Origin of the sequence: Stenotrophomonas maltophilia, from assembly GCF_003970865.1 — a bacterium.
In the GTDB taxonomy this organism is placed as follows: Bacteria; Pseudomonadota; Gammaproteobacteria; order Xanthomonadales; family Xanthomonadaceae; genus Stenotrophomonas; species Stenotrophomonas maltophilia_AR.
Window position 1 is genome coordinate 92,491 of record NZ_RXLZ01000004.1, and the last position, 26,583, is coordinate 119,073.

The following is a 26,583-nucleotide window of genomic DNA, read 5'->3' on the forward strand; positions in this document are numbered from 1 at the left end:
GCGGCGTCCTCAGGCGATCGTCAGGTGCGGTCGTACAGCAGGTCCCAGACGCCGTGGCCGAGCTTCTGGCCGCGGGTCTCGAAGTGCGTCTGCGGGCGCCAGTCCGGGCGCGGCACGCTGCCACGCGGGCCGGCGCGGTTGACCAGGCCGGCAGTCGCGTCAAGCACGTCCCACATCTGCTCGGCGTAGTCTTCCCAGTCGGTGGCGCAGTGCAGGCGGCCACCCGGGCGCAGCTTGCGCACCAGCAGTTCGGCGAACGCCGGCTGCAGCAGGCGGCGCTTGTTGTGGCGCTTCTTGTGCCACGGGTCTGGGAAGTAGATGCGCACTTCATCGAGCGCGCCATCGGCGATCTCGTTCTGCAGCACTTCCACCGCATCGTGGTGGTACAGGCGCACGTGGTCGGCGTTGTCGTCGGCCAGCGCGTTCAGCAGCCGGCCCACGCCCGGGGCGTGAACCTCGATACCGATGTAGTCGCGCGACGGGTCGTGCTGGGCGGCGAAGCGCAGCGCGGCACCGTTGCCGAAGCCGATTTCCAGCACCTTGTGCGCCGGGCGCCCAAAGGTGGCGTCCAGGTCACGCGGCTGGCCGTTGTAGTCGATGCCGAAGCGCGGCCAGCGTTCGTCGAACGCGCGCTGCTGGGCAGGGGTGAAGCGGCCCTGGCGCAACACGAAGCTGCGCACCTCGCGGCGGCCCTCGCTCACGGTGAACGGCTTGGGCGGAGCCTTGGAACCGGCGCTGTCGAAAGGATTGGTCATCAGCCGATCAGCCCATCCACCGGGGAGGAGGCGCTGGCGTAGCGCTTGCGCGGGATGCGCCCGGCCAGGAAGGCCTCGCGGCCGGCCTCGACCGCCTTGCGCATCGCGCTGGCCATCAGCACCGGGCTGCGTGCACCGGCAATGGCGGTGTTCATCAGCACGCCGTCGCAGCCCAGCTCCATCGCGATCGCCGCATCCGACGCGGTGCCCACGCCGGCGTCGACGATGATCGGCACCTTGGCGTCTTCGATGATCTGCAGCAGGTTGTACTTGTTCTGGATGCCCAGGCCCGAACCGATCGGCGCTGCCAGCGGCATCACCGCAGCGCAGCCGATCTCTTCCAGGCGCTTGGCCAGGATCGGATCGTCGGAGGTGTAGACCATCACCTCGAAGCCGTCCTTGACCAGCTGTTCGGCGGCCTTGAGGGTCTGCACCACGTCCGGGTACAGCGACTTCTGGTCGCCCAGCACTTCCAGCTTGGTCAGGTTGTGGCCGTCCAGCAGCTCACGCGCCAGCCGGCAGGTACGCACCGCGTCTTCGGCGGTGTAGCAGCCGGCGGTGTTGGGCAGGATGGTGTAGCGCTCCGGCGGCAGCACGTCGAGCAGGTTCGGCTCGCCCGGGTTCTGCCCGATGTTGGTGCGGCGGATGGCCACGGTGACGATCTGGGCACCTGCAGCCTCGGTGGCCAGGCGGGTTTCTTCCAGATCCTTGAACTTGCCGGTGCCGGTGAGCAGCCGCGAGCCATAGGTCTTGCCGGCGATCACCAGCGAATCGGGGGAGACATGAACGTTCATGGCGCGATTATCGCTTATCCGCCTGAAGGATGGGATCACGCAATGGCGTGCCGGCCGTGGATTGGTAGGGGTAGTGCCGGCCGCTGGCCGGCAAACCAGGACAGGCCTCAGCCCCCGCCCAGCGCGTGCACGATCTCCACCACGTCGCCTTCGGCCAGGACGTGCTCGCCATGGCGGCTGCGGCTGACGATCTCGCCGTTGACCTCCACCGCCACCCGGCGCTGCAGCAACTGCTCGGCCTGAAGCAGGTCGTGGAGGGTCGCCGAGGCGGGCAGGGTGCGGGGTTCGCCGTTGAGCTGGATGTTCATCCCTGCATTGTCGCTGATAGCCCGTCGGGATCGGAACGTTTGCAATTTGAACCGGGCGCCAGCTCCAGCACAGCGGGTTTCGACGTGATCAGGCGACAATCCATGCGGCGGCGCAGCGTGAGCAAACGGCGGCGCGGTGAAACCATTGACCGTGCGCCGGCGTACGTGCGCCGGATTCCAACCTATTTACCCCACAGGAGTTCCTAGATGCAGCTCAGCAAACACCCGATCCGCTCGCTGATGGCGGCTGCGATCGCACTGGCCGCGCTGCCGGCCATGGCAGGCGAAAATCCGTATTCCAAGGCGGTGTTCTTCGGCGACAGCCTCACCGACGCCGGCTACTTCCGCCCGCTGCTGCCCGAGGCCACGCAGGGGCTCTCCGGCCAGTTCACCACCAACCCAGGCTGGGTGTGGTCGCAGCAGGTCGCCAACTACTACGGCCTCAACAAGGACCCCAACGGCAACGGCCAGAACGGCGACAACTATGCCGTCGGTGGTGCCCGCGTGTCGGTTGAAGGCGGCGGTGCCCTTGGCGCGATCCCGTCGTTGAAGTCGCAGGCGGCCCGCTATTTGGCTGCAAACGGTGGCAAGGCTGACCGCAACGCCCTGTATACCGTATGGGGTGGCGCCAACGACCTGTTTGCCGCCGCCGGCGCTGCCGGTGCGGGTGCGCCGCCGGCCCAGGTGCAGGGCATCATCGGCGCGGCGGTCACCGACCAGATCGCGCTGGTCGGCGCCCTGAAGCAGGCCGGTGCCCAGTACGTGCTGGTGCCGAACCTGCCGGACGTGGGCATCACCCCGCAGTTCCGCGGCCCCAACGCGGCAGCCGCCACCGCCATGTCGGTCGGCTACAACAAGGCCCTGTATGGCGGCCTGAAGCAGGCGGGCATCGAGTTCATTCCGCTCGACACCTTCAGCATCCTGCGCGAAGTGACCGCCAATCCGGGCATGTACGGCTTCACCAACGTCACTGGCACCGCCTGCAAGATCAACCCGGCCAACCCCACGGGCAGCATCATCGGCTGCAACCCGACCACCTACGTCAGCCCGGATGCGTACCAGACCTATCTGTTCGCCGATGGCGTGCATCCGACCGTTACCGGTCACCAGCTGCTGGGCCAGTACGCCGTCTCGGTTCTGGAGGCTCCGCGTCTGCAGCAGGTGCTGAGCCACTCGGCACAGACGGTCGGCCGTTCGCGTGCCGACCAGGTCAGCAACCACCTGGGCGCACGTCCGGCCGATGGCCTGTCGTGGTGGGGTGGCGTGCGTGGGGACCTGCAGCGTTATGACCACGCCGACCTGTACGACGGCGTGGCGCCGGCCGGCCTGTTCGGTGTCGACTGGGCACGCAACGGCGTGGTGGTCGGCGGCTTCGCCGGCTTCGGCCGCATGAGTGCCGACTTCGGCAACAGCCGTGGCGACTTCACCCAGAAGGACACCACCGCCGGCCTGTTCGCTGCCTGGTATGGCGACCGCGTCTGGGTCAACGGCCAGGTCAGCTACACCTGGTTGTCGTATGACGTGAACCGCAAGGTCCAGCTGGGCCCGGCCACCCGTGAGCATGGTGGCTCGCCGGACGGCAGCAACCTGACCGCTGCACTGAATGCCGGTTACGAGTTCGGTACCGAAGGCGGCTTCCGCCACGGCCCGATCGCTTCGGTGATCTGGCAGAAGGTGAAGATCGACGGCTACGCTGAAAGCGCCACCGCCGGCACCATGGCCACCGCGCTGGGTTACGACCGCCAGAACGTCGACTCGACCGTCGGCCGCGTCGGCTGGCAGGCCCGCTTCGATGGCGGCACCGTCAAGCCGTACGTGCAGGTGACCTACGACCACGAGTTCGAGGACACCAAGCAGGCCAGCGCCTGGCTGCAGACCCTGCCGGAACTGGGCAGCTACCGCGTGCCGGGCCTGGACTTCGACAAGAATTACGCCACCGCTGTTCTGGGTGCGCGCATGGACCTGTTCGGCCTGCAGGGCAACGTTGGCCTGAGCACCACGGCCGCGCAGAAGCGTGCCCGTGACGCGACGATCTTCGCCACCGTGGGCGGTAGCTTCTAAGCAGGAACCCGGCGGGGCCGGATCCCTTTCCGCGAGGAAGCGATCCGGCCCCGTGCCGATGTGGCGCGCACCATTGCGCAACACCGGCCGCTCCGCATAGACTTTCACCCGCAATGCGGGCGTAGCTCAATGGTAGAGCTGTAGCTTCCCAAGCTACTGACGTGGGTTCGATTCCCATCGCCCGCTCCATGTCGCCAGGGTATTCACCCCAAGCAGGCGCGGCGCAATCGTTGAACCACACCCAAGTCCAGCGTGTGGCGGCAGCGCCCCAACTTCTCTCTTCAATGCGTTGGATTGTGGCTTCTCCGAACCACAGCCCGAGTGGCTTGTTTACACGACGCATTGCAATCGCGTTTGAATCGTCGACGCTGGCTCAGGCAACCTCCGCTGTCTGGCAGGCCCGTCGGGCCGCAGGGTTCAGTTGGTGCTGGGCTTGGGGATGCTAAAAGATCGTTAACCGTTGACCCATCGTCCGCTGCCCGGAGCGCGAATGATCCCCGCACTTTTGCCCATCAGGCGTTGCTTTGACTTTTCAGGGCGATCCAACCGGAAGGAGTTCTGGTCGTACTCCCTGTCTGCTGCGCTTGTGGTGGCAGTGGGCTACACCTTGATGGACGGCGGATACTGGCTGACGGGCACCGTGCTGCTCGATGGGGAGGCCTTCCGGCCGTTCCGGACGCTGGGCGGGGTCATGGCGGATTGCGCGGTCATCGTCCTCCTTCCGCCGATGCTGGCCCTGACCGTTCGACGACTGCACGACATCGACGAGTCCGGCTGGTACGTCGTGATCGCCTTCATCCCGTTGGGTGTATTCGTCCTCTTTCCGGTCATGCTGCTGCCGGGCAACGAGGAAGAGAATCGATTCGGCGGTGTTTCCGGCCTGCCGGGCGCCTGACTCAACGCCGGGCGAAGTCCACCAGGTCGGAAGGGTAGTGCGGGCAGGTGCGCAGCGTGGCGTCGTCACCGCCATACAGCACCACCAGCGCTGCTACCTCAAGCGCCCAGTATCCCCAGGCATTCGGCCCGATCAGGCGTCGGGTCCGCTTCTGAGCCTTTGGCGGCAGCAGGAAGAAGTCGCGGTACTGCACCTGCAGGTAGCCGGCCAGCAGTGAAGGGTCGAACGCTTCACCGTCGCGCAGCGGCGCGAACAGCTCGGCGAACGGTCGCGGATGAAAGACCTCGTCACTGGCTTCCACCAGGCCCAGCGCCGGCGCGCTGAGGTAGTCCAGCACGCGGTCGGTGTCGAAACAGAGCACCTTCTCCACCAGCGCCGGCAGGCGTTCCTGCGCATCCAGCAGCACGCCCAGTGACAACAGCTGTAGTGCGTATTCGTAGTGCTGCGTTGTACGCGATTGCAACGACGCAGCCAGCGCGATGTCGTGGCCTTGTTGCTGCAGGCTTTCCCGGGCAATGGCCAGCAAGCGCGCATGCTCGAGCCAGAGATCAGCTACGTCGGCATGCATCTGCTGCAACGCCGCGGGGGCGAAGCCGCGGTCAATGCCTTTCAGCAGCAGGTTGCTGCCGGTCTGTGCGACCGTCTCCCAGCCGTAGGCATGCTCCAGGGCCGCATGTCCCTGCAGCGTTTCCTCCGCGGATTCACCGCCATTGCGCGCATGGCGTGCAAGCAAGGCCATGCCTGCGTTCCAGTCCGCCTGCCAATCCGGCAGGCGAAGCGTGCGGCGCGGCAGGCCCGGGGCCTTGGCCAGTGCTCTCCATCGCGGCAGCATGTCCTGCAGCAGATTCCGGCGATTCGCCGCAGTCATCGATTCCATCATCAGCAAGAGTCTAGTGGCATTGCCGGTTCGAACCCCATTGCCTGGCACAGCGTTGAAGGTTTGAATGGTGCGCAGTCGCCGCCTCCATGCCCGCATGACCGTTGATCGAATTGCCCTCCGCCGTTTCACCCAGTGGCTACCGTTCCTGGTCCTGGTCGCCATCTGCGTGGCCTGGTGGTCGCCGCTGGGCGTGGTTGTCGCCCTCGCCGCGTGCCTTGCCCTGGGCGGCGTGCTGCAGCGCTTCGATCTGGTCGGCGATGCCGTAGGTGGCGCACTGTTGCGCTCGCGGGCGACGCTGCCCTTCGCCACCCGGCCACCCACGCATGATGTCCTGTTGGATTGGGGCGAGCTGGGCATGGGCGGGCCGGCCTACGGTACCCAAATGCTGCGCGATGGCGCCATTGTCGAGGGTGTATCCACCGGGGGAAGCTACGATGCCAGCGGCGAGTGGCAGGCGCTGGCGGGCAGCGCACTGCGTGTGGCCAGTGGCTACAGTGACCGCAGCGAGGCCGTGATCGTCTACGACGAAGCGGACAAGAGGGTGATGCACCTGCTGACGATTGTTCCCAGCCTGTTCTGGCAGGAACTGCATGAGCGCCGGCAGCTTGGCGGGGATGCCGAAGCCGCGATGTGGTTGCGGGATCTTCCCTGTCGATCGACCACGCTGCGCCCCTGCCGGGGGCTATGGCTGGAACAGGGGCATCCGGCGCTGGCCGCCGGGTTGCCGCAGGTAGTGCGGCATGTCCTGCCTGATGCCCGGGTGCTGCAGGCGATCCCGCTGCTTCCCGACGACCTGCGCCTGACCGCGCATCCGACCTTGTTCGCGCGCATCTGCCCGTACGCCCTCTGTCTTGATGACGAGCCCAGTGACCGCCACGCCTGCGATCTGGAGACGGTGATCACCAGCCCGTCCGGACGGTGCGTGGTGGTGGCGGGTAGTGTGCTTGATGGGGATCTGCGTCCCATCGAGGGCGTATGGCTCGTCCACTGGCAGGGGCGTTGGCAGGCCATCGGCCGCCGTGCGACGGGCGGCAGCGGCAAGGCCCGCAGTGGGGCCTGGATCGATGTGATCGAGGCCGGCGATGACGGTACGCTTCGCTGCGACGCCTATGAGGAACACTGGACGTTCGACGCGATCACACGCATCCCCACGCCACACACGGCACTCGCCTTGCCTGTGGAATGGCGGGAAACCGCATTGGCCGTGCGTGTCCGCGATGGGCACTTCTCGTTGCGCCTGCCCCGCGCGGTTCGGCGGCCGTCGGTCACAGGTTAGACTGTGTCGAATCGAACAAGGAGGTTCCAGCATGCGTCGTCTTTCGTTGGTGATCGCGGCAACCCTGGCCGGGTGCGCGACCAGCCCCAAAGGGCTGGAGCGACCGGAGTACGCCTCAGCATTCACGCTCGATCAGGGGTACCAGCTGACGCTGAAGCAGATTGTTGCGGCAATGGAGGAGTGCCGCCCTGTGCAACTCCTGCCTGTTGGCCAGGCAATCAACGACGTCCAGAACTACAACGATCTGAAGGAAGCCAGGATCGTCCAGGGGGCATCAGGAGTGGGTACCCAGATCTACAAGGTGATCGTGCTCAAGGAAGTGGAAGGCATCACGACGGTCACGTTGTATACCAGGATGCATGCCGGCAAAGAGCTGGAAAAGCTCAAGAAGTGGGCTGCGGGCAGTACCGAGTGCGGATGACTCATGCGTCTGCCGCCTGCACCTGCTGCGCATACTCCTCGGTAAACAGCCCCGACAACGCCCGGCGCTGCTCCGGATCGATCGCGCGTGAGGCGTTGGCTGTGTAGTCGAAATGCACCATCACGCAGCGCCCGCTGGCCACCAGGGCCTCGAACTGGAACGCCTGCTGCACGATCGACAGCGAGGAGCGGCCGATGTTCTCGATGCGGGTCTCGATGCGTACTTCGTGTCCCGGCTGTATCTGCTGCAGGAAGTCGATCTCGTAGCGGCGCAGGATCAGCGTCAGGTCGCGCATGCTGGCCTCGCGACTGAAATGCCGGAAGATCTCCTGGCGGCCTTCCTCGAACCAGACGGGCAGGGCAGTGTTGGTGACGTGGCCAAGCACGTCCACCTCGGAAAATCGTGGGAACACGGTGATCGCCATCGGCCGCTCCATGCGCGCTGAACAGGTTCGCGCAGTGTGCCGCCCGCTGCCGGTCAAGCCACGCCGCAGGGCATCATCCACCCGCCACACGCCCGCGCTATGCTGCGCGCCTGCCGTCTGATCCTGCCGCGATGAAGCTCGCCATCCTGTCCCGCAACAGCTCCCTGTACTCCACCCGCCGGCTGGTCGAGGCGGCCCGCGCGCGCGGCCACACCGTACGCATCCTCGACCCGCTGCGCTGCTACATGCGCATCGCCGCAGATGGTTTTTCGATGCACTACAAGGGCCGGCCGATGACCGGCGTGGACATGGTCATCCCGCGCATCGGCGCCTCGATTACCCGCTATGGCACCGCCGTGCTGCGCCAGTTCGAGCTGATGGGCGCGCGCACGCCCAATCCTTCCGACGCGATCCTGCGTTCGCGCGACAAGCTGCGCGCGCACCAGCTGCTGGCAGCCAAGGGCATCGACATGCCGGTCACCGTGTTCGGCGACAACCCCGATGACACTGTCGACCTGCTGTCCATGCTCGGTCCGCCGCCACACGTGGTGAAGCTCAACGAAGGCACCCAGGGACGGGGGGTGATCCTCACCGAGAAGGCCAGTGCTTCGCGTGGCATCGTCGAGGCCCTGCGGGGCCTGTACGCCAACTTCCTGATGCAGGAGTTCATCGGCGAAGCCAAGGGCGCCGACCTGCGCTGCTTCGTGGTCGGTGACCAGGTGGTGGCGTCGATGCAGCGTCAGGCGCCGGAAGGGGACTTCCGCTCCAACCTGCATGCCGGCGGCACCGCGGTGGCGGCCAAGGCCAGCCGCGCCGAACAGCAGGTGGCGGTGCGTTCGGCCAAGGCGCTGGGCCTGTCGGTCTGTGGCGTGGACCTGATCCGCTCGGCGCGTGGCCCGCTGGTGCTGGAGGTCAACTCCACGCCAGGGCTGGAGGGCATTGAAGCCGCCTGCGGGGTGGATGTGGCCACACGCATCATCGAGCACGTCGAGAAGATCAAAAAGCCATGATTAATCAATGACTTGAAATTCTCATGGGCAAATGAGGCCGGCTTTAACACGCCTTTAATCGGCGCCGGCGTAGCCTTCAGCGAACCGCAGCTCTGCCTCTCAGCAGGATCGGTATCGGGATACGACTTCAGACCCAGGTGGGGCACCGCCTGGGTCTTTTTTATGGCGATCCAGCGCCCGTGGGGGCCAGCTCCCGGTTCCCTCCTCCCGAGCGGCACTTGCTCATGTGAAGGGACGTCAATACAGTCGGCATTCACCTTAGAACAAGGATACGTTTGCCATGAAACATGGATTGCTCTTGACGTGCCTGCTTTCCTGCGCGGCTCTGTCTTCCGTTGCATGGGCGGGGAACGACAAGGCCGAGGTGATCCGGCCGGGCAAGCCCTTGCTGGCAGAAGTCGAGCGGATCGAGACTGATATCAATGATGGCAAGACCTATTCGGAGCTCAAACCCGATGAGCGCAGCCGCGTGCGCGAGGTGTTGGGACGCCTGCGATCGGCTTCGGAACGCTTCCCGGATGCGGCGACCATGCCTGAATCGACACGAACCCAAGTGTTCAATGACCAGCAGATCGTGAACACAGTTTTGACACAGGCGCGTGAAGATAGTCGTCTAATATGCAGGCGCGAACGGATTGTGGGTTCCAACCGGCCACAGACGAGTTGCATGACGGTGGCCGAACGGAATCGCAAGAAAGAAGAGAGCGGTAACCAGTTGCAGCAGGCCCAACGTCTCGGCACACGCATGAATACAAGCGATTTTTAATTAAGAGGTGACAGTGAGAATCCTGGTAATCGAAGACAACAGCGACATTGCGGCCAACCTGGGCGACTACCTGGAGGACCGGGGCCACACCGTGGACTTCGCGGCTGACGGGGTTACCGGTCTGCACCTGGCCGTGGTGCACGAGTTCGACGCGATCGTGCTGGATCTCAACCTGCCAGGCATGGACGGCATCGAGGTCTGCCGCAAGTTGCGCAATGAAGCGCGCAAGCAGACCCCGGTACTGATGCTCACCGCCCGCGATTCGCTGGACAACAAGCTGGCAGGCTTCGATTCCGGCGCGGACGACTACCTGATCAAGCCGTTCGCGCTGCAGGAAGTGGAAGTGCGTCTGAACGCCCTGTCGCGACGCGGCAAGGGCGTGCAGACCCGCGTGCTGGAAACCGGCGATCTGGAATACAACCTGGATACGCTGGAAGTGCGCCGCCAGGGTAAGCTGCTGCAGCTCAACCCGACCGCACTGAAGATCCTGCAGGCGCTCATGGAAGCGGCCCCGGCCGTGGTGACCCGCCAGGAGCTGGAAACCCGCGTGTGGGGCGAAGAACTGCCCGATTCGGATTCCCTGCGTGTGCATATCCATGGCCTGCGTGCGGTGGTCGACAAACCGTTTGAAGTGCCGCTGATCCAGACCCGCCATGGCATCGGATACCGCATCGCCACGCCGGAAGCCTGATTCGGTGGCAACCAAGGGGGAGCGCCGGCGCACGCCATATCGGCGGCGCCTGCGCAGCCGCATCATCGTTTCGTTTGTGTTGTTGGGCTTCTGCCTGACGACACTGTTCGCGTTCGCCACCAACTGGGCCCGCCTGCGCGTGGAAAACCAGCTGGTGGAAGAGCTGATGAACCGCAACATCGACGAGTATGCGCGCCGCTATTACGAGCACCCCGGGCATAACCCGGACGCACCGGTGCTGCAGATCAGGGCCTATGCCTATTCGAAGGACAAGTTCGACCGGGTGCGCGAAGAGCGCGCGCAGTGGGCGGGCTTTTCCGATGGCATCCACAGCGTCAGCGGCGATGAGCACGGCGAGCCGTACTCCTACAAGCTGGCCGTGCGCAAGACGCCCGACGCCTGGTTCTTCCTCGCCTATGACATGACCGACAGCGTGCGCGGCGGCAAGCAGCTCAACCGCGCGCTGGTGCTGTCGGTGCTGGTGTTCAGCGTGCTGTCGCTGGTGCTGGGCTGGTGGTCGGCCTCGAAAGTGATGAAGCCGGTGTCGGACCTGGCCGCGCGGCTGCGCGCCTACCGCGGCGGCACCAGTGATCCCGAGCCGTTGGCGCCACGCTTCCCCGATGACGAAGTGGGGCAGCTGGCACAGGCGCTGGACGACTATTCCTCGCGGCTGACCGAAGTGGTACAGCGCGACCGTGAGTTCAATGCAGACGTCAGCCATGAGCTGCGCACGCCGCTGGCGGTGATCCGTGGCGCCACCGAGCTGCTGCTGACCCGGCCCGGCCTGGACGAGAAGGTGCTGCAGCGCCTGCAGCGCATCCAGCGCGCCGAGCAACAGTGCAGCGACCTGATCGGCGCGCTGCTGCTGCTGTCGCGCAACGAGCGCGGGCAGGGCACCAGCAACGTCGCCCGCGTGGCCGAGCAGCTGCTGGACGCGCATCGAGCGCAGCTGGGTGGCAAGCCGCTGGAGCTGCTGCTGGAAGGCGAGCGCAACCTGGTGATCGATGCGCCCGAGGCGGCGCTGTCGGTGGCACTGGGCAACCTGATCGGCAACGCGGTGAAGTACTCGCAGGACGGCGAGGTACGCGTGTTCGTCGGCACCAATTCGGTGTCGGTAACCGACAGTGGCCCGGGCCTGAGCGAGGAAGACGCGGCCAAGCTGTTCCAGCGTGGCTACCGCGGCACCCATGCCGGCCACTCGCAGGGCGGCGGCATCGGCCTGTCGATCGTCAGCCGCCTGTGCGATCTGTACGGCTGGCAGGTGAGCGTGCGCCCGGGTGGCCAGCGCGGCGTGATCGCCACCCTGACGTTCTCGCCGAAGCCGTTGTAAGGGCCCGTGCTTTGGTGGGTGCCGACCTTGGTCGGCACGAACCTTGCCGACCTTGCATCGCGCCCTGTGTCGCTTGTGCCACTGAATGCCCTGCACGCGAACATCGCATCACAGGCCCAACGCGACACCACCGTGATCGCTGCCGCGCTCTGCGCGTGTAGATCCACGCCATGCGTGGATGCGTTTCGGTGGCGCCGGCCGCGAGCCGGCAACCAGACCTCACCCCCCGGCCAACCCCAGATACCGCGCATGCAGCTGTTCCACCTGCACCTGCAGGTCCTCCGGCTGCCCGTCATTGACCACCACATCATCGGCCAGCGCCAACCGCTGTGCGCGGCTGGCCTGCGCAGCAATCATCCGGTCGGCCAGCGCCGCGTCGATACCATCGCGCTGCATCAGCCGCGCGTGCTGCACGGCTTCGGGCGCATCCACCAGCAGCACCCGGTCCAGCCACGGGTAGGCCTTCCGCCCACCCACTTCGGTCAGCAGCGGAATCGCGGCAATCGCATAGGGGCTCTCAGCCTGCTCGCACTGCTGATGCATCAGCAGGCGGATGGCTGGGTGGGTGATGGCTTCCAGCGCCGCCCGCTCAGCCGGGTCGGCAAAGACGTGGGCGCGCAGCCGGGCCCGGTCCAGGCTGCCATCGGCCAGCAACATGTCGGCGCCGAAGCGCTCGGCGATGCGGGCCAGCGCCGGGCTGCCGGCAGCCACCACGGCCCGTGCGGCCAGATCGGCGTCGGCCACCACGATCCCCAGCGCCTCGAAGCGCCGGGTCACTTCGCTCTTGCCGGAGGCGATGCCGCCGGTCAGGCCAACCACATAGCGGCTCATGGGGACTCCCCTCAGCGCAGCCCGCTCATCACCATGTACTGCTCCACCAGCGGCGCACCCCACATGAAGTACAACCAGCCGGCGATGGCCAGATACGGTCCGAACGGAATCGGCGTGGCGCGGTCACGGCCCCGGCTGTACAGCCAGATCGAACCGATGATGGCGCCCAGCACCGACGACAGCAGGATGATCGGCAGGATGCCCTTCAGCCCGCACCAGGCGCCCAGCGCCGCCAGCAGCTTGAAGTCGCCGTGGCCCATGCCTTCCTTGCCGGTCAGCTGCTTGAACAGCCACCAGACCGTCCACAGTGACAGATAGCCCACCGCCGCGCCCACCAGGGCGGGCTTGGCCGGCATGTACAGGTTGTCGATGCTGCCGATCAACCCCAGCCACATCAGCGGCAGGGTGAGCTGGTCGGGTAGCAGCTGCGTGCGCAGGTCGATGCCGGACAGGGCGATCAGGAAGCAGGTCAGCACGATGGCGCCGAAGCCCTGCCAGCCGAAGCCGAACTGCCAGACGCAGGCCAGCACCAGTACCGAGGTCAGTGCCTCCACCAGCGGGTACTGCAGCGAGATCGGCGCCTTGCAGTGGCGGCACTTGCCGCCCTGGATGATCCAGCTGAACAGCGGGATGTTCTCGTACCAGCTCAGCTTGTGCTTGCAGTGCGGGCAGTGCGATGGCTCGACCACGATCCCCGGTGGGGGTGGTTCATAGAAGTCCGGTTCCTCCAGGACTTCGCGCGCATCGCGCTTCCACTGCCACTCCAGCCGCTTGGGCAGGCGCAGGATGACGACGTTCAGGAAACTGCCCAGCAGCAGTCCCAGGGCGGCCGCGGCGGGGTAGCCGAGGCCGGGGTGCTGGTCGAGAAATGCCATTGATACCTTTAGCCGACGACGGCGCCGAGTTTGAAGATGGGGAGGTACATGCCGATGACCATACCGCCCACCACGATGCCAATGAAGATCATGATCATCGGTTCCAGCAGGCTGCTCAAGGCATCCACGGCATTGTTGACTTCCTGTTCATAATACTCCGCCACCTTGAACAGCATCGAGTCCAGTGCGCCCGCCTCTTCACCGATGCCGGTCATCTGGATGACCATGTGCGGGAACAGGTTCAGCTGCTTCATGGCCATGTTGACCGGGTAGCCGACCGAAACGTCGTCGCGCATCCGCAGTACGCCTTCCTCATAGACCTTGTTGCCGGTAGCGCCAGCCACGATGCCCAGGGCCTCCACCAGAGGCACGCCGGCTTTGAAGGTCACCGCCGTGGTGCGGGCGAAGCGGGCGATCGAGCTGTTATGCATGATCTGGCCGATCACGGGCACCCTCAGGATCAGCCGGTCCATGGTGTGCTGCATCTTGGGTGATCGTTTGTAGGCCATGGTGAACGCCACGACGCCGCCAATCGCCACGATCGCCATCAGCCACCACCACGAAACCATGAAGCGCGAAAGGTTCACGATCATCTGGGTAAACGCAGGCAGGTCTGCGCCGAATCCGCGGAATACTTCTTCAAACTGCGGTACGACGAATATCAGCATGATGGAGCTGACCAGCAGTGCAACCACCACCACCATGGCCGGATAGAACAGCGCCTTCTTGATCTTGCCCTTCAGCGTTTCGATGTTCTCTTTGTAGGTGGCGACGGTGTCCAGTACCGTTTCCAGTACGCCTGCGCCCTCACCGGCCCGGACCAGATTCCGATAGAGCTCGTCGAACTGCACGGGATGCTTGCTGACCGCCTCATGCAGGGATGAGCCTCCCTCGATGTCGGCGCGGATCCCGTCCACCATCTTCTTCATGCGTGGGTTCTTGTGCCCACTGGCAATGATGTCCAGCGCCGAGACGATCGGCACGCCGGATTTCATCATGGTCGCCATCTGACGGCTGAAGAACGCAATGTCCTTTGGTGAAACCTTGCTGCCAGCAGCTCCGAACAATGGCTTGGGCTTGGGTTTTACCGCGCCGGGGTTGATACCCTGACGCCGTAGTTCCGCACGCAGCAGGTTCGCGTTCTTGGCGACCTGCTCTCCTTTCATCTTCACGCCCCGCTTGTCGGTCCCCTCCCAGACAAACGGTTGCAACTCCGTGGTGATGCGGGCCACGGGCTCCTTCTTGATCGCACTGCGACTGACAGACATTTTGGCTCCCCAAGGCCCGCCATCCCCAGGCGGGCATCTAGCGATGGTAGCGGGTTCATGGCTGTCTTGGCAGGTGGTAGATTGCCGGAACTGCGAATTCGTGCCGGGTGCAGGCCAAAGGTGACGTACTGCGTCACATTGCTGGGTTCGTCGCAAATCCTGTTGGGGGGGCTTCCCAATCAAAAATTTGCTGCCATCATTGGCTCCGGGGAAATCTAGGGGGAGGCGTGCCGGGGTTGGCACGCAACCTGCATCGATCCACCCGCAGGTGCAGGATCCGCTCAGCCGGCCGGTGGCCGGATCGATCCTGTGCACTGAATCAACCACCACTATCTTGGGGATGTATCACTAATGAAGAACCAAAAGGGCTTCACCCTTATCGAACTGATGATCGTTGTCGCGATCATCGCCATCCTGGCCGCCATTGCTCTGCCGGCCTATCAAGATTACACCGCCCGCGCCAAGGTCTCGGAAGTGATCGTGATGGCTGCGCCGGCTAAATTGGCTGTGGCCGAAACGGCTTCGGCGACCGGCGGCTTGGCTAACGTGACCGCGACCAACAATGGCTACACCTTCCCGGGTGCCACCAAGTACGTGTCGGGCATTACTGTTGCAGCAACTACTGGCATCGTGACAGCAGTTTCGACGGTTCCGGGCGCTACCGGCGATATCGTCTTGACCCCGACGGAAGTTACCGGCGGCGCTGGTCAGCTGACTTGGGCCTGTACCACCACTATCGCCAACAAGGCTGCGGTGCCGACCGATTGCCGTTAACGGCAATCTGTAGGTTGCAGCGTGAGTGCCCCGCTTTCGGCGGGGCATTTTTATTCCTCCCCCTCCCTGTGAGTCCCCACATCATCTTTTAGTGCTTTTGGAGCTGATCTTGCTACTGAGCTCGGACGCACTAGCGAGCAGGCTCGTGAACGTTGTGTGCGAGGGGGAGATGTTACTGAAGTGCGAGATCCAGCAGCGCTGCTTGCTGACCGCAGGTCGGGCTATTATGTATATCTTGACCATGCAGCAAGTTGAGTGGCCGCTGGGTGATGTTCGGTAGGCCGGGCTGCGGGAGCGGTACTGGAAGCATCTTCTCGAAGACTCTTGGAGCAAAGGAACACTGCGCTTGGGTACTTGCATGGCAACTCTGGGGCACAGGTTGGTTCATTCAAAACCTGGGCTACAACAGGGTGCGAACTGATTAGAGGTAGCGCATGAACGCCGTAACCACCGCCAACCTCGTCGGCATCACCGGCCTGGCCCGCCGTCTGGTCCAGGACGGGGCCTTGGATGAGGCCAGCGCCCGCGACGCCATGGCCAAGGCCGCCGCTGCGCGCCAGCCGCTGCCCACGTGGTTCGCGCAGAACAAGCTGGTCAATGCCTCGCAGCTGGCCGCCGCCAACGCGGTCGAGTTCGGCATGCCGCTGTTCGACGTGTCCACCTTCGATGCCAGCCAGAACGCGATGAGCCTGGTCAGCGAGGAGCTGCTGCGCAAGCACAACGTGCTGCCGCTGTTCAAGCGTGGTGGCAAGCTGTTTGTCGGTACCAGCAATCCGACCCACTCGCTGGACGAAATCAAGTTCCACACCAATCTGGTGGTCGAGCCGATCCTGGTCGACGAGGACCAGATCCGCCGCACCCTGGAGCAGTGGCATGCCAGCCATGACACCATCGGCGATGCCCTGGGCGGTGACGACGACGGCATGGGCAACCTGGATGTGGCTGCCGGTGACGAGGATCTCGGCACCAGCGGCGGCGACTCCGGCATCGACGCCAAGAGCGACGACACTCCGGTGGTGAAGTTCGTGAACAAGGTGCTGGTCGATGCGATCCGCAAGGGCGCGTCGGACATCCACTTCGAGCCCTACGAAGATGATTACCGCGTGCGCCTGCGCATCGACGGCCTGCTGAAGATGGTGGCGCGTGCGCCGGTGAAGTTGAACCAGCGCATCGCTGCGCGCCTGAAGGTGATGGCGCAGCTGGATATCGCCGAGAAGCGCGTGCCGCAGGACGGACGCATCAAGCTGAACCTGTCCAAGACCAAGCAGATCGACTTCCGCGTGAGCACGCTGCCGACCCTGTTCGGTGAAAAGGTGGTGCTGCGTATCCTCGATGGCAGCGCGGCCAAGCTGGGTATCGACAAGCTGGGCTACGAACCGGACCAGCAGAAGCTGTTCCACGACGCCATCCACAAGCCGTACGGCATGGTGCTGGTGACCGGCCCGACCGGTTCGGGCAAGACCGTGTCGCTGTATACCGCGCTGGGCATCCTCAACGATGAGACGCGCAACATTTCCACCGCCGAAGACCCGGTGGAAATCCGCCTGCCCGGTGTCAACCAGGTGCAGCAGAACAACAAGCGCGGCATGACCTTCGCTGCGGCACTGCGCTCGTTCCTGCGACAGGATCCGGACATCATCATGGTCGGCGAAATCCGCGACCTGGAGACGGCCGAGATTGCGATCAAGGCGGCGCAGACCGGTCACATGGTGCTGTCCACGCTGCATACCAACGATGCGCCGCAGACCATCGCGCGCCTGATGAACATGGGCATTGCACCGTACAACATCACCAGCTCGGTGACGCTGGTGATCGCGCAGCGCCTGGCACGCCGGTTGTGCGGCAACTGCAAGCGGCGGTCGAGCCTGCCCGAGCATGCGCTGCTGGCCGAGGGCTTCACCCAGGCGCAGCTGGACGCGGGCATCGAACTGTATGAAGCCGTTGGTTGCGATGAGTGCACCGAAGGCTACAAGGGCCGAACCGGTATCTACCAGGTGATGCCGATGACCGATGAGATCGCCACGATCGTGCTGGCCGGCGGCAATGCGCTGCAGATTGCCGAGGCGGCGCAGCAGATCGGGGTGAATGACCTGCGGCAGTCGGCGTTGAAGAAGGCCGCTGCGGGTGTGACCAGCCTGGCCGAGATCAATCGCGTTACCAAGGATTGAGGTAGATCCACGCCATGCGTGGATGACGCGATGCATGGGGTTGCCGGCCAGCGGCCGGCACTACCAGGTTGGTGGGTAGACCCACGCCATGCGTGGATGATCCGCCCGGCAGTAGATCCACGCCATGCGTGGATGGCGCGGTCCCGGCCTCGGGTTTACTCCATCCCCAGCTTCTTCAGCTTGTAGCGCAGCGCGCGGAAGGTGATCCCCAGTTGCGCGGCAGTCCGGGTCTTGTTCCAGCGGTTCTCTTCCAGCGCGCGCTGGATGGCGCTGCGCTCCAGCTGCTCGATATACGAGGGCAGGGCGGCACCGCCCGGCTGCAGGTCGGCCACGGCTTCGGCGGGTGCTGCGCCGCCGGGCGCACGCGGGGCGTGCTGCGGCAGGCGCAGGTCGTCGGCGCCGATGCGGTCTTCTTCGGCCAGTGCCAGCGCACGTTCCAGAATGTTTTCCAGCTCGCGCACATTGCCCGGAAACGCATAGTGGGCCAGCGCCTCCAGCGCCGACGGCGCCAGCAGCGGGGTGGCACGGCCATGGCTGCGGGCCAGCCGTGCCAGCACGGCGGCTGCCAGCTCCGGCAGGTCCTGGCGGCGCTCGCGCAGCGGCGGCACCTTCAGTTCGATCACGTTGATGCGGTAATACAGGTCGTGGCGGAAGCGCCCGTCCTCGACCAGCTCGGCCAGGTCACGGTGCGTGGCCGAGAGAATGCGCACGTCCACCGGTTCCTCGTTGGCCGCACCCACCGCGCGCACCGACTTTTCCTGGATCGCGCGTAGCAGCTTCACCTGCATCTGCAGCGGCAGCTCGGCCACTTCGTCCAGGAACAGGGTGCCGCCGTGCGCCGCCTGGAACAGGCCGGGCTTGTCGGCATGCGCGCCGCTGAAGCTGCCTTTGCGGTGGCCAAAGAATTCGCTCTCCATCAGCTCGCCGGGAATGGCGCCGCAGTTGACAGGAACGAACGGGCCGGCCGCACGCGCGCCCTGGGCGTGGATGGTGCGGGCGACCAGTTCCTTGCCAACCCCGGATTCACCGAGGATGTAGACCGGCGCCTGGCTGCGCGCGACCTTGCCGATGGTGGTGCGCAACACGTCCATGGCCGGCGAAGCGCCCAGCAGGCGTGCAGCCTGTTCGGTGGCGGGGCCAGGCGTAGGGCGTTCGGTGTTGTTGAGTTCCAGCGCGTGCTTGACCAGGCCACGCAGCACCGAGATGTCCACCGGTTTGCTGACGAAGTCGAAGGCGCCGGCTTTCAGCGCTTCCACCGCCAGGTCCATGCTGCCGAAGGCGGTGATCATCGCCACCGGCGTGCGCGGGTAGTGCTGGGCGATTTCGCTGACCAGCTCGATGCCGTTGCCATCCGGAAGGCGCATGTCGGTGATGCACAGGTCGTACGGATTGCTGGCCAGCAGCTCGCGTGCTTCGGCCAGGTTGGCGGCGGTACTGATGCGCAGCCCCATGCGGCCGAGGGTCAGTACCAGCAGTTCGCGGATGTCGCGTTCATCGTCGACGACGAGGGCGCTGCGGGTTTCGTTCATGGGCGTGAAAGATAAACGAGGGGGCTGGAAGCGACAAATGTTTGACGCACAGATCGGGAATCAGGTGGGCAACAGCGTGTGCGGGCCGGGCAGCACCAGGCGGAAACAGGAGCCGCCGGCGGGCACTGGAATGTAGTCGAGCCGTGCCTGGTTGGCGCGGCACAGCTCACGCGCGATATACAGGCCCAGCCCGGTGCCGTGCTCGGAGGTGGTGAAGAACGGACGGAACAGCTGTGCCGCCACGCTCTCGGGAATACCGGGGCCACGGTCCATCACGTCGATCACCGCGCTGCGCTCGTGCTGGGCCACGCGCAGGCGCACCCGTGCCGGCTGCTGGCCGATGCGGCCGTACTTCAATGCGTTGTGCACCAGCACGGTGAGTACCTGGTACAGGTGTTTGGAATCGACCTGGGCCATCACCGCCGTGTCGCTGATGATCGGTTCGATGCTGTCGGTTTCCAGCGTCTGGCCCTGCTTGTACTCCAGCACGAAGCGGCGCACGAAGGCGACCAGGTCGACGTTCTCGGGCGTGGCGCGCTCACGGCGGGCGAGGCCAAGGACGCTCTCGACGATGCCGTTGGTGCGCTGGCATTGCTGGCGGATGATCTGCAGCAGGCGGCGGTCGCTTTCGTTGAAACCGGTGCCTTCTTCCAGCAGCTGCACGGCGTAGTTGATTGCCGCCAGCGGGTTGCGGATTTCATGGGCCAGGCTGGCAGAGAAGCGGCCCATCGCCGACAGGGTGAGCGATTCGGCACGGCGCGAGACCACGCTGGAGTCGTCCAGGAACACCAGGGCCAGCTCGCTGCCGGCCAGCAGGCGCGCGAAGCGCGGTTGCACTTCCGGCTGGTCGGGGTTGAGCTGCAGCGGCAGTTCGTCCTGCGCCCAGCCGTTGCGCCAGCGCTGCAGGCGGCGCGCCAGTTCCGGCGCGGCGCTGGCCAGGTCCAGGCGTCCGGTCTCACCGATGCCGTCGTTGTCGCCGAGCAGCATCGAGGCCGCTTCATTGGCCAGGGTGATGCGGTTGTCGGCGTCCACCACCAGCACGCCGGTGCGCATGCGGCGGATGATCAGTTCGTTGATCTGGAACAGGTTGGCCACTTCGTCGCCGCGCTGGTTGGCCAGCTGCTGGTTGCGGCGTGCGCGGTTACCCACCTGGTAGCTGATGAAGGCCAGCGCCAGGTAGCTGGTGGCGAACATGGCCAGCTCGGCCAGGGTGCGGGTAGGGTCTCCCCCTTCGAGCACCTTCCAGAGGTATTCGGTACCGGTGGCCAGGCTGGCAGCGACCGCCAGGCCCAGGCCCCAGGTCAATGGCAGCAGGGTGGCGGCAGCGGCGATGTTGAACAGCAGCGACATCGAGATGCCGGCGCTGGCGCCGGGCAGGGCGTGTGCCAGCAGGGTGGCGGCGATGATGTCCACCAGCACGCTGCTGACCACGATCGGGCGCAGCCAGCGTTCGTTGCGGCCAATCACCAGGGCCAACAGCGAAAGCAGCAGATAGATGGCCGCGACGGTATCGGCCAGGCGCGGGTGATGGGCCTCGCCGACCATGCCCGACAAGGGGCTGTAGAGCAGGCCGGCGATGACCGCGGCGATCAGCACCCGGTACAGCGCAAAGAAGTACAGCTCACGCCGCGGGATCGATTCGATGCGGTCGATCAATGAAGCACTGGGTGACACGCCGGAACTCCCCTTCTGGCTGCCTGGGTCTGGAATCTGCGGCGGGCCTGCCTGGCATCCCCTGAAGCCGGGCGGGTTCGTCGCTTCGATGTGGCCTGCGGTGGAAGCGGTCGAGCAACCTCGACTCTACACACCCTGGCTGACCAGTATAGGGCCCACGGACAGGTGCCGCCGGAGCGCTCTGGATCGCGCATTTGGCCCGCTGTGGATACCGGTGGCCAACCGCGGCCCGGGCGCAACTGCCTGAATGACGGTGGAAATCTGGCCGGCTGTGGCGTTTTGTACAGACTTCTTTGCGCCCCGGCGCTGGCTCGGCCACAATAGTGGGCCCGCCGCGGTCCATGCCGGCGCCCCGCCGGGGCCCTGAGGAATTGCGTGCGGTCGTTCCTATTCCCACGGTGACGCATGAATTTCCACGAATACCAGTCAAAACAACTGCTTGCCGAGTACGGCATCCCGGTCCCGGCCGGCAAGGTCGCTGCGACCCCGGACGAAGCGGTTGCCGCTGCCAACTCCCTGGGCCAGGGCCCCTGGATGGTCAAGGCGCAGATCCACGCTGGCGGCCGCGGCAAGGCTGGCGGCGTCAAGTTCTGCAAGACCACCGACGACGTGAAGGCCGCTGCGGCCAAGATGCTCGGCACCAAGATGGCCACCTACCAGACCGCTGGCGTTGAACTGCCGGTCAACCTGGTGCTGGTGACCACCGCCGGCGAGATCGTCAAGGAACTGTACCTGTCGGTGCTGGTCGACCGTGGCACCAAGACCATCACCTACATCGCCTCTTCGGAAGGCGGCGTGGAGATCGAGCAGGTCGCCGCTGAAACCCCGGAGCTGATCCACTCGCTGAACGTCGACTTCGTCGAAGGCGTGCAGGGTTACCACGGCCGTGATTTCGGCTTCAAGCTGGGCCTGACCGCCAAGCAGGCCGGCCAGTTCGCCAGCATCATGGTGAACCTGTACCGCCTGTTCAACGAAAAGGACCTGGCGCTGGTTGAAATCAACCCGCTGGCCATCCTGGACGACGGCAACCTGTACGCGCTGGACGGCAAGTTCGACAGCGACGACAACGCCGCGTTCCGCCAGAAGGCCCTGGTCGCCATGCGCGACAAGACCCAGGAAGATCCGACCGAAGTGATCGCTTCGGAGCTGGACATCAACTACGTCACCATGGACGGCAACATCGGCTGCATGGTCAACGGCGCAGGCCTGGCCATGGCCACCATGGACGTCATCAAGCTCAACGGCGGCGAGCCGGCGAACTTCCTGGACGTGGGCGGCGGTGCCAACAAGCAGCGCGTCATCGAAGCGTTCAAGCTGATCCTGTCCTCGGACAAGGTTGAAGGCATCTTCGTCAACATCTTCGGCGGCATCGTCCGCTGCGACATGATTGCCGAAGGCATCATCGCCGCCGTGAAGGAAGTGGGCGTCAAGGTTCCGGTCGTGGTGCGCCTGGAAGGCACCAACGTGGAAGAAGGCAAGCAGCTGCTGCGTGACAGCGGCATGGCCATCATCCCGGCTGACAACATCAACGATGGCGCCAAGAAGATCGTTGAAGCTGTCAAGAACGCTGCCTGATTCGACACCAAGGAATTCCCATGTCTGTTTTGATTAACAAGAACACCAAGGTGATCGTGCAGGGCTTCACCGGCCAGCAGGGCACCTTCCACGCCACTCAGATGATCGAGTACGGCACCCAGGTTGTTGGCGGCGTGACCCCGGGCAAGGGTGGCACCACCCACATCGACCTGCCGGTCTTCAACACCGTTGCCGACGCCGTGCAGAGCACCGGCGCCAACGCTTCGGTCATCTACGTGCCGCCGCCGTACGCGGCCGACGCGATCCTGGAAGCCGCTGCTGCCGGCATCAAGGTCATCGTCTGCATCACCGAAGGCATCCCGGTGCTGGACATGCTGCGCGTCAAGAACGTGCTGACCCGTTCGCATCCGGACACCGTGCTGATCGGGCCGAACTGCCCGGGCGTCATCACCCCGGGTGAGTGCAAGATCGGCATCATGCCGGGCCACATCCACCAGCCGGGCAAGATCGGCATCGTGTCGCGTTCGGGCACCCTGACCTATGAAGCGGTCAAGCAGACCACCGAAGTCGGCCTGGGCCAGTCCACCTGCATCGGCATCGGTGGTGACCCGATCAACGGCCTGAACTTCGTCGACTGCCTGAAGCTGTTCAACGAAGACCCGCAGACCGAAGGCATCATCATGGTTGGCGAAATCGGCGGCGACGCCGAGGAAGCTGGCGCCGAGTACATCAAGAACCACGTGAAGAAGCCGGTCGTCGGTTTCATCGCCGGTGCGTCGGCTCCGGCCGGCAAGCGCATGGGCCACGCCGGTGCGATCGCCTCGGGCGGCAAGGGCACTGCCGAAGGCAAGTTCGCTGCAATGGAAGCTGCCGGTGTTGTCACCGTCCGCTCGCCGGGCGACCTGGGCGCTGCCATCGCCAAGCTGGTGAAATAAGATCGACTGCCTCCGGCAGACGATGCTGTAGAGCCGGCCGCTGGCCGGCTGCTTGAAACAGAAAGGCCGCCTCCGGGCGGCTTTTCTGCGTCTGGTGTCCTGGCCATCCCGGCAAGCCCATCCACGCATGGCGTGGAACTACTGAGCCGGGGCTGTCCACGCAGCGAGCGCGCCCGGCGCGCGCATGGCGCAGCGCTACAATGGCGGCATTGCAACCACAGGCTGGATTCCCATGGCTTCGATCCGCATCGCGATGGCGCAGTTCGACTTCCCGGTCGGCGACGTCGCCGGCAACACCGAGCGCATCATCGAGATGATCGGCCAGGCGCGCGACGAGTACGGTGCCGAGCTGGTGATGTTCCCCGAGCTGGCGGTGAGTGGTTATCCGCCGGAAGACCTGCTGCTGCGCCCGGGCTTCCTGTACGAGTGCGAGCAGGCAATGGCCCGCATCGCCACCGCCTGTCGCGGTATCACCGCCGTGGTTGGCTGGCCGCAGGCGGCCGGCGCGGTGGTCTACAACGCCGCCAGCGTGCTGCGCGATGGCCTGGTGGAGCAGACCTACCGCAAGCGCGAGCTGCCCAACTACGCGGTGTTCGACGAGCGCCGCTACTTCGATGTCGATCCGGATGGCGGCAGCTGCGTGTTCGAGGTCAATGGCGTGCCGGTTGGCCTGCTGATCTGCGAGGACCTGTGGTTCGCCGAGCCGCTGGCCGACACCGTGCGCGCCGGTGCGCAGCTGGTGGTGGTGCCGAATGCGTCGCCGTACGAGCGTGGCAAGCACGCCCAGCGCGACGCCGTACTGGCCGCTCGTACCCGCGAGAGCGGGGCGGCGATCGCCTACCTCAACGTGGTTGGCGGCCAGGATGCGCTGGTGTTCGACGGCGCCTCGGTGGTAGCCGATGGCGACGGTACCGTGCACCCGGCCGCCGCCGCCTTCGTCGACCAGTGGCTGGTGGTGGAGTACGACGGTGAAACCCGCCGCTTCATGCCGCACGTGTGGATGGACGACGGCGACGAGAGCATGGACGCGCTGGCCTGGCGCGCGGTGACCCGTGGCATCCAGGATTACTGCCGCAAGAACGGCTTCAAGAAGGTGTGGCTGGGCCTGTCCGGCGGCATCGACTCGGCGATCGTGCTGGCCATGGCCGTGGACGCGATGGGCGCCGAGAACGTCACCGCGGTGCGGTTGCCGTCGCGCTATACCGCGGGCCTGTCCAACGACCTAGCCGCCGAGCAGTGCCAGGCCCTGGGCGTGAAGCTGGAGGCGGTCTCGATCGAGCCGGCGTTCAAGGGGCTGATGGAATCGCTGGCGCCGATGTTCGAAGGCACTGCGCCGGACGTGACCGAGGAAAACCTGCAGTCGCGCAGCCGTGGCGTGATCCTGATGGCGCTGGCCAACAAGTTCGGTGGTCTGCTGCTGACCACCGGCAACAAGAGCGAGTACGCGGTGGGTTACGCCACCATCTACGGCGACATGTGTGGTGGCTACGCGCCGTTGAAGGACCTGTACAAGACCGAGGTGTTCGGGCTGTCCAAGTGGCGCAACACCGTGGGCGGTGCGCCGGTGATCCCGCCGGCGGTGATCAGCCGCCCGCCGTCGGCCGAGCTGCGCGAGAACCAGCTGGACCAGGATTCGCTGCCGGCCTACGACGTGCTGGACGGCATCCTGTACCGCTACATCGACCAGGAGCAGTCGCGCACGGAGATCGTGGCCGCCGGTTACGACGCGGCCGTGGTCGACCGCGTGCTGCGCCTGGTGCGCATCAGCGAGTGGAAGCGGCACCAGGCCGCGCCGGGGCCGAAGGTGTCGCGTCGTGCTTTCGGTCGTGAGCGTCGTTACCCGATCAGCAACGGCTACAAGGGCTGAGGCAGCGGTTGGCGGGTAGTGCCGGTCGCTGGCCGGCAACCCGTATACCGTGCATCCACGCATGGCGTGGATCTACTGCGTCCGGTAGTGCCGGCCGCTGGCCGGCAACCCGTATACCGCGCATCCACGCATGGCGTGGATCTACTGCGTCCGGTAGTGCCGGCCGCTGGCCGGCAACCCGTATACCGTGCATCCACGCATGGCGTGGGTCTACCGGGCCTCGTCGAGCAACTGTTCGAAGCCTGCGGTTTCCGCAGCGTCGTTGAAGTGGCCGTCCTCAAGCCGTGCACGCACAAACGCCAGGCCATCCGCCGCCGCTGCGTCCAGTGTGCCCCGGTGGTCGACGGGGTAGCGCCGGAACGCGACCGGCTCGCCTCGCAGGGCCAGGCCAGCAGCGTACAGCAGGGTGGTCAGATAGGGCACATCGCGGTCCTCGCTGCCGTGGCCCAGCATCAGCGGTTGGCTGAAGCCGCGCCGCGGAACACCGAGATAGTCGTACAGCACCGCCCAGATGCCAGGCACGCGGGTCAGCGGTGCAGTGAACATGCTGCCGGTGTCCGCGCCGTCCAGCGTGGCAGCCAGTTCGCCCAGGCACTGCTCGCGTGCTATTGCAACGCGGGCGCGGCCCGTGTCGCTGAGAACGCGATTGATCTGTGGCGCAACCTGCAGCAGGCCGTCGAGCAGATACGCGTGATACGCATTGAGCGCGCCAGGGTTGGCGGTACGGTTGTCGGGCTTCATCACCAGCGCGGTCAGCTCGACGGCGGTGGGCGTTCCTGCGGTAAAGCTGCCGCGGTACTGCAGGGATGGGCCACCATGGGAGGCGGCCAGATGGCCTGCGGTCAATGCAGCTGCGCCTCCCTGTGAATAGCCGATTGAGACCCAGCGGGGTGATAGCGTCGTGGCACCCAGGTAGTGGCGGCTGGCCTTGACCATGTCGATGGCATTGCGTGCGGCGGTGCGCACGTGCAGGTAGGCATGGTCACCTGGACTGCCGAGGCCCTGGTAGTCCGCAGCAATCACCGCATAGCCCTGTGCCAGGAACTGATCGAGGAAGCGCCCGTCGCGTTCGGGCTGGTAGGGGCCGGATATCGAGGGCGCGCAGCGGTCGGCAATGCCCTGGGTGCCATGTGCCCAGGACACCACCGGCCAGCCGCTTGCAGGAGCCGCGCCGGCGGGCAGGTACAGCAGGCCGGTGCCCTCGGCCAGTTGGCCGCGATGATCCGGGGTGCGGTAGTGCAGCTTGTAGGCCTGCGCGGCCTTGGACGGCACCCATGACGCGCGATAGGGGGCAGCAGACAGCAGATCGCCCGGTGCGGTCGGTGCAGCAGCCAGGGGGCCCGAGGACAACGCCAGCAGGGTGGTGGCGAGGATGCAGGCGAGGGGTTGGAAACGGCCCCTTTACAACTCTGACGGTGCCGACCAACTTACGCGGTGGTATGTGCGGGTGGCCTCTGCCATGTATAACGACACAACAACTATCACAAAAGGCTCAAAAAAAAAACAAAAAAAACA

The 26,583-nt window shown here is 65.3% G+C and carries 24 protein-coding genes and 1 tRNA gene; 14 read left to right on the forward strand and 11 right to left on the reverse strand.

Going from position 1 to position 26,583, the window contains the following annotated elements:
- Nucleotides 1–20: 20 nt before the first annotated feature.
- The 3 genes from trmB to thiS all read right to left on the reverse strand — a co-directional run bounded on the left by trmB (nt 21) and on the right by thiS (nt 1,857).
- Complete coding sequence (trmB, locus tag EKL94_RS02415) at nt 21–755, reverse strand: tRNA (guanosine(46)-N7)-methyltransferase TrmB (RefSeq protein ID WP_010481468.1); 735 nt, start codon at nt 753–755, stop codon at nt 21–23.
- Nucleotides 755–1,549 carry a thiazole synthase gene (locus EKL94_RS02420; protein WP_010481470.1) on the reverse strand — a complete coding sequence of 265 codons (795 nt, stop codon included), beginning with the start codon at nt 1,547–1,549 and terminating at the stop codon, nt 755–757. The genes trmB and EKL94_RS02420 overlap by 1 nt, the downstream gene beginning before the upstream one ends.
- A gap of 107 nt (nt 1,550–1,656) precedes the next feature.
- Complete coding sequence (gene thiS, locus EKL94_RS02425; protein ID WP_005418796.1) at nt 1,657–1,857, reverse strand: sulfur carrier protein ThiS; 201 nt, start codon at nt 1,855–1,857, stop codon at nt 1,657–1,659.
- 207 nt (nt 1,858–2,064) lie between these two features.
- Here thiS and EKL94_RS02430 point away from each other — a divergent pair, with 207 nt between their 5' ends.
- The 3 genes from EKL94_RS02430 to EKL94_RS02440 all read left to right on the forward strand — a co-directional run bounded on the left by EKL94_RS02430 (nt 2,065) and on the right by EKL94_RS02440 (nt 4,813).
- Complete coding sequence (locus EKL94_RS02430; RefSeq protein ID WP_126927836.1) at nt 2,065–3,918, forward strand: autotransporter outer membrane beta-barrel domain-containing protein; 1,854 nt, start codon at nt 2,065–2,067, stop codon at nt 3,916–3,918.
- 115 nt (nt 3,919–4,033) lie between these two features.
- Nucleotides 4,034–4,107 (forward strand) — tRNA-Gly (locus tag EKL94_RS02435).
- Between the two features lie 301 nt (nt 4,108–4,408).
- On the forward strand, nt 4,409–4,813 hold the full coding sequence (locus EKL94_RS02440; protein ID WP_126927837.1) for a DUF805 domain-containing protein: 405 nt from the start codon (nt 4,409–4,411) through the stop codon (nt 4,811–4,813).
- A gap of 1 nt (nt 4,814) precedes the next feature.
- Here EKL94_RS02440 and EKL94_RS02445 read toward each other — a convergent pair whose 3' ends face one another.
- Entirely contained in the window at nt 4,815–5,681 is an 867-nt protein-coding gene (locus tag EKL94_RS02445) for a PoNe immunity protein domain-containing protein (protein WP_260473361.1), read from the reverse strand.
- Between the two features lie 106 nt (nt 5,682–5,787).
- Here EKL94_RS02445 and EKL94_RS02450 point away from each other — a divergent pair, with 106 nt between their 5' ends.
- Entirely contained in the window at nt 5,788–6,969 is a 1,182-nt protein-coding gene (locus tag EKL94_RS02450) for a hypothetical protein (RefSeq protein WP_260473362.1), read from the forward strand.
- Between the two features lie 31 nt (nt 6,970–7,000).
- Nucleotides 7,001–7,390: a hypothetical protein gene (locus tag EKL94_RS02455; protein ID WP_185829978.1), complete on the forward strand. Its 390-nt coding sequence runs from the start codon at nt 7,001–7,003 to the stop codon at nt 7,388–7,390.
- A gap of 1 nt (nt 7,391) precedes the next feature.
- Here EKL94_RS02455 and EKL94_RS02460 read toward each other — a convergent pair whose 3' ends face one another.
- Nucleotides 7,392–7,814: an acyl-CoA thioesterase gene (locus EKL94_RS02460; RefSeq protein WP_126927839.1), complete on the reverse strand. Its 423-nt coding sequence runs from the start codon at nt 7,812–7,814 to the stop codon at nt 7,392–7,394.
- A 131-nt stretch (nt 7,815–7,945) separates the two neighbouring features.
- Here EKL94_RS02460 and rimK point away from each other — a divergent pair, with 131 nt between their 5' ends.
- From rimK to EKL94_RS02480, 4 genes are all read left to right on the forward strand, one after another.
- Nucleotides 7,946–8,824 carry a 30S ribosomal protein S6--L-glutamate ligase gene (gene rimK, locus EKL94_RS02465; RefSeq protein ID WP_005418651.1) on the forward strand — a complete coding sequence of 293 codons (879 nt, stop codon included), beginning with the start codon at nt 7,946–7,948 and terminating at the stop codon, nt 8,822–8,824.
- Nucleotides 8,825–9,104: 280 nt separating this feature from the next.
- Nucleotides 9,105–9,590, forward strand: coding sequence for a hypothetical protein (locus EKL94_RS02470; RefSeq protein ID WP_126927840.1), 486 nt, complete (start codon nt 9,105–9,107; stop codon nt 9,588–9,590).
- A gap of 13 nt (nt 9,591–9,603) precedes the next feature.
- The gene (locus EKL94_RS02475) at nt 9,604–10,281 is read left to right on the forward strand and encodes a response regulator transcription factor (RefSeq protein WP_005410804.1); all 678 of its coding nucleotides are present in this window, start codon (nt 9,604–9,606) and stop codon (nt 10,279–10,281) included.
- Nucleotides 10,244–11,611, forward strand: coding sequence for a sensor histidine kinase (locus EKL94_RS02480; protein ID WP_126927841.1), 1,368 nt, complete (start codon nt 10,244–10,246; stop codon nt 11,609–11,611). Before EKL94_RS02475 ends, EKL94_RS02480 begins: the two co-directional genes overlap by 38 nt.
- Before the next feature lie 219 nt (nt 11,612–11,830).
- Here EKL94_RS02480 and coaE read toward each other — a convergent pair whose 3' ends face one another.
- From coaE to EKL94_RS02495, 3 genes are read right to left on the reverse strand one after another with little or no spacing between them, the layout of a single operon-like run.
- Nucleotides 11,831–12,442 carry a dephospho-CoA kinase gene (coaE, locus tag EKL94_RS02485; RefSeq protein ID WP_126927842.1) on the reverse strand — a complete coding sequence of 204 codons (612 nt, stop codon included), beginning with the start codon at nt 12,440–12,442 and terminating at the stop codon, nt 11,831–11,833.
- 11 nt (nt 12,443–12,453) lie between these two features.
- Entirely contained in the window at nt 12,454–13,317 is an 864-nt protein-coding gene (locus tag EKL94_RS02490) for a prepilin peptidase (RefSeq protein ID WP_046985453.1), read from the reverse strand.
- An 8-nt stretch (nt 13,318–13,325) separates the two neighbouring features.
- A complete protein-coding gene (locus tag EKL94_RS02495; RefSeq protein WP_126927843.1) occupies nt 13,326–14,585 on the reverse strand; it encodes a type II secretion system F family protein in 1,260 nt (419 codons plus the stop codon).
- A gap of 351 nt (nt 14,586–14,936) precedes the next feature.
- Here EKL94_RS02495 and EKL94_RS02500 point away from each other — a divergent pair, with 351 nt between their 5' ends.
- Nucleotides 14,937–15,359, forward strand: a complete 423-nt coding sequence (locus EKL94_RS02500; protein ID WP_126927844.1) for a pilin — start codon at nt 14,937–14,939, stop codon at nt 15,357–15,359.
- A gap of 434 nt (nt 15,360–15,793) precedes the next feature.
- On the forward strand, nt 15,794–17,527 hold the full coding sequence (pilB, locus tag EKL94_RS02505; protein WP_126927845.1) for a type IV-A pilus assembly ATPase PilB: 1,734 nt from the start codon (nt 15,794–15,796) through the stop codon (nt 17,525–17,527).
- Between the two features lie 155 nt (nt 17,528–17,682).
- Here pilB and EKL94_RS02510 read toward each other — a convergent pair whose 3' ends face one another.
- Complete coding sequence (locus tag EKL94_RS02510) at nt 17,683–19,056, reverse strand: sigma-54-dependent transcriptional regulator (RefSeq protein ID WP_126927846.1); 1,374 nt, start codon at nt 19,054–19,056, stop codon at nt 17,683–17,685.
- Nucleotides 19,057–19,116: 60 nt separating this feature from the next.
- A complete protein-coding gene (locus EKL94_RS02515; protein WP_126927847.1) occupies nt 19,117–20,730 on the reverse strand; it encodes a sensor histidine kinase in 1,614 nt (537 codons plus the stop codon).
- Between the two features lie 405 nt (nt 20,731–21,135).
- Here EKL94_RS02515 and sucC point away from each other — a divergent pair, with 405 nt between their 5' ends.
- From sucC to EKL94_RS02530, 3 genes are all read left to right on the forward strand, one after another.
- Nucleotides 21,136–22,305: an ADP-forming succinate--CoA ligase subunit beta gene (gene sucC / locus EKL94_RS02520; RefSeq protein WP_004154430.1), complete on the forward strand. Its 1,170-nt coding sequence runs from the start codon at nt 21,136–21,138 to the stop codon at nt 22,303–22,305.
- 20 nt (nt 22,306–22,325) lie between these two features.
- A complete protein-coding gene (gene sucD / locus EKL94_RS02525; protein WP_005410793.1) occupies nt 22,326–23,201 on the forward strand; it encodes a succinate--CoA ligase subunit alpha in 876 nt (291 codons plus the stop codon).
- A 232-nt stretch (nt 23,202–23,433) separates the two neighbouring features.
- Complete coding sequence (locus tag EKL94_RS02530; protein WP_126927848.1) at nt 23,434–25,068, forward strand: NAD+ synthase; 1,635 nt, start codon at nt 23,434–23,436, stop codon at nt 25,066–25,068.
- Nucleotides 25,069–25,278: 210 nt separating this feature from the next.
- On the opposite strand, the gene EKL94_RS02535 is transcribed toward EKL94_RS02530, so the two are convergent.
- Nucleotides 25,279–26,427: a lipase family protein gene (locus EKL94_RS02535; RefSeq protein ID WP_440862114.1), complete on the reverse strand. Its 1,149-nt coding sequence runs from the start codon at nt 26,425–26,427 to the stop codon at nt 25,279–25,281.
- Between the last annotated feature and the right edge of the window lie 156 nt (nt 26,428–26,583).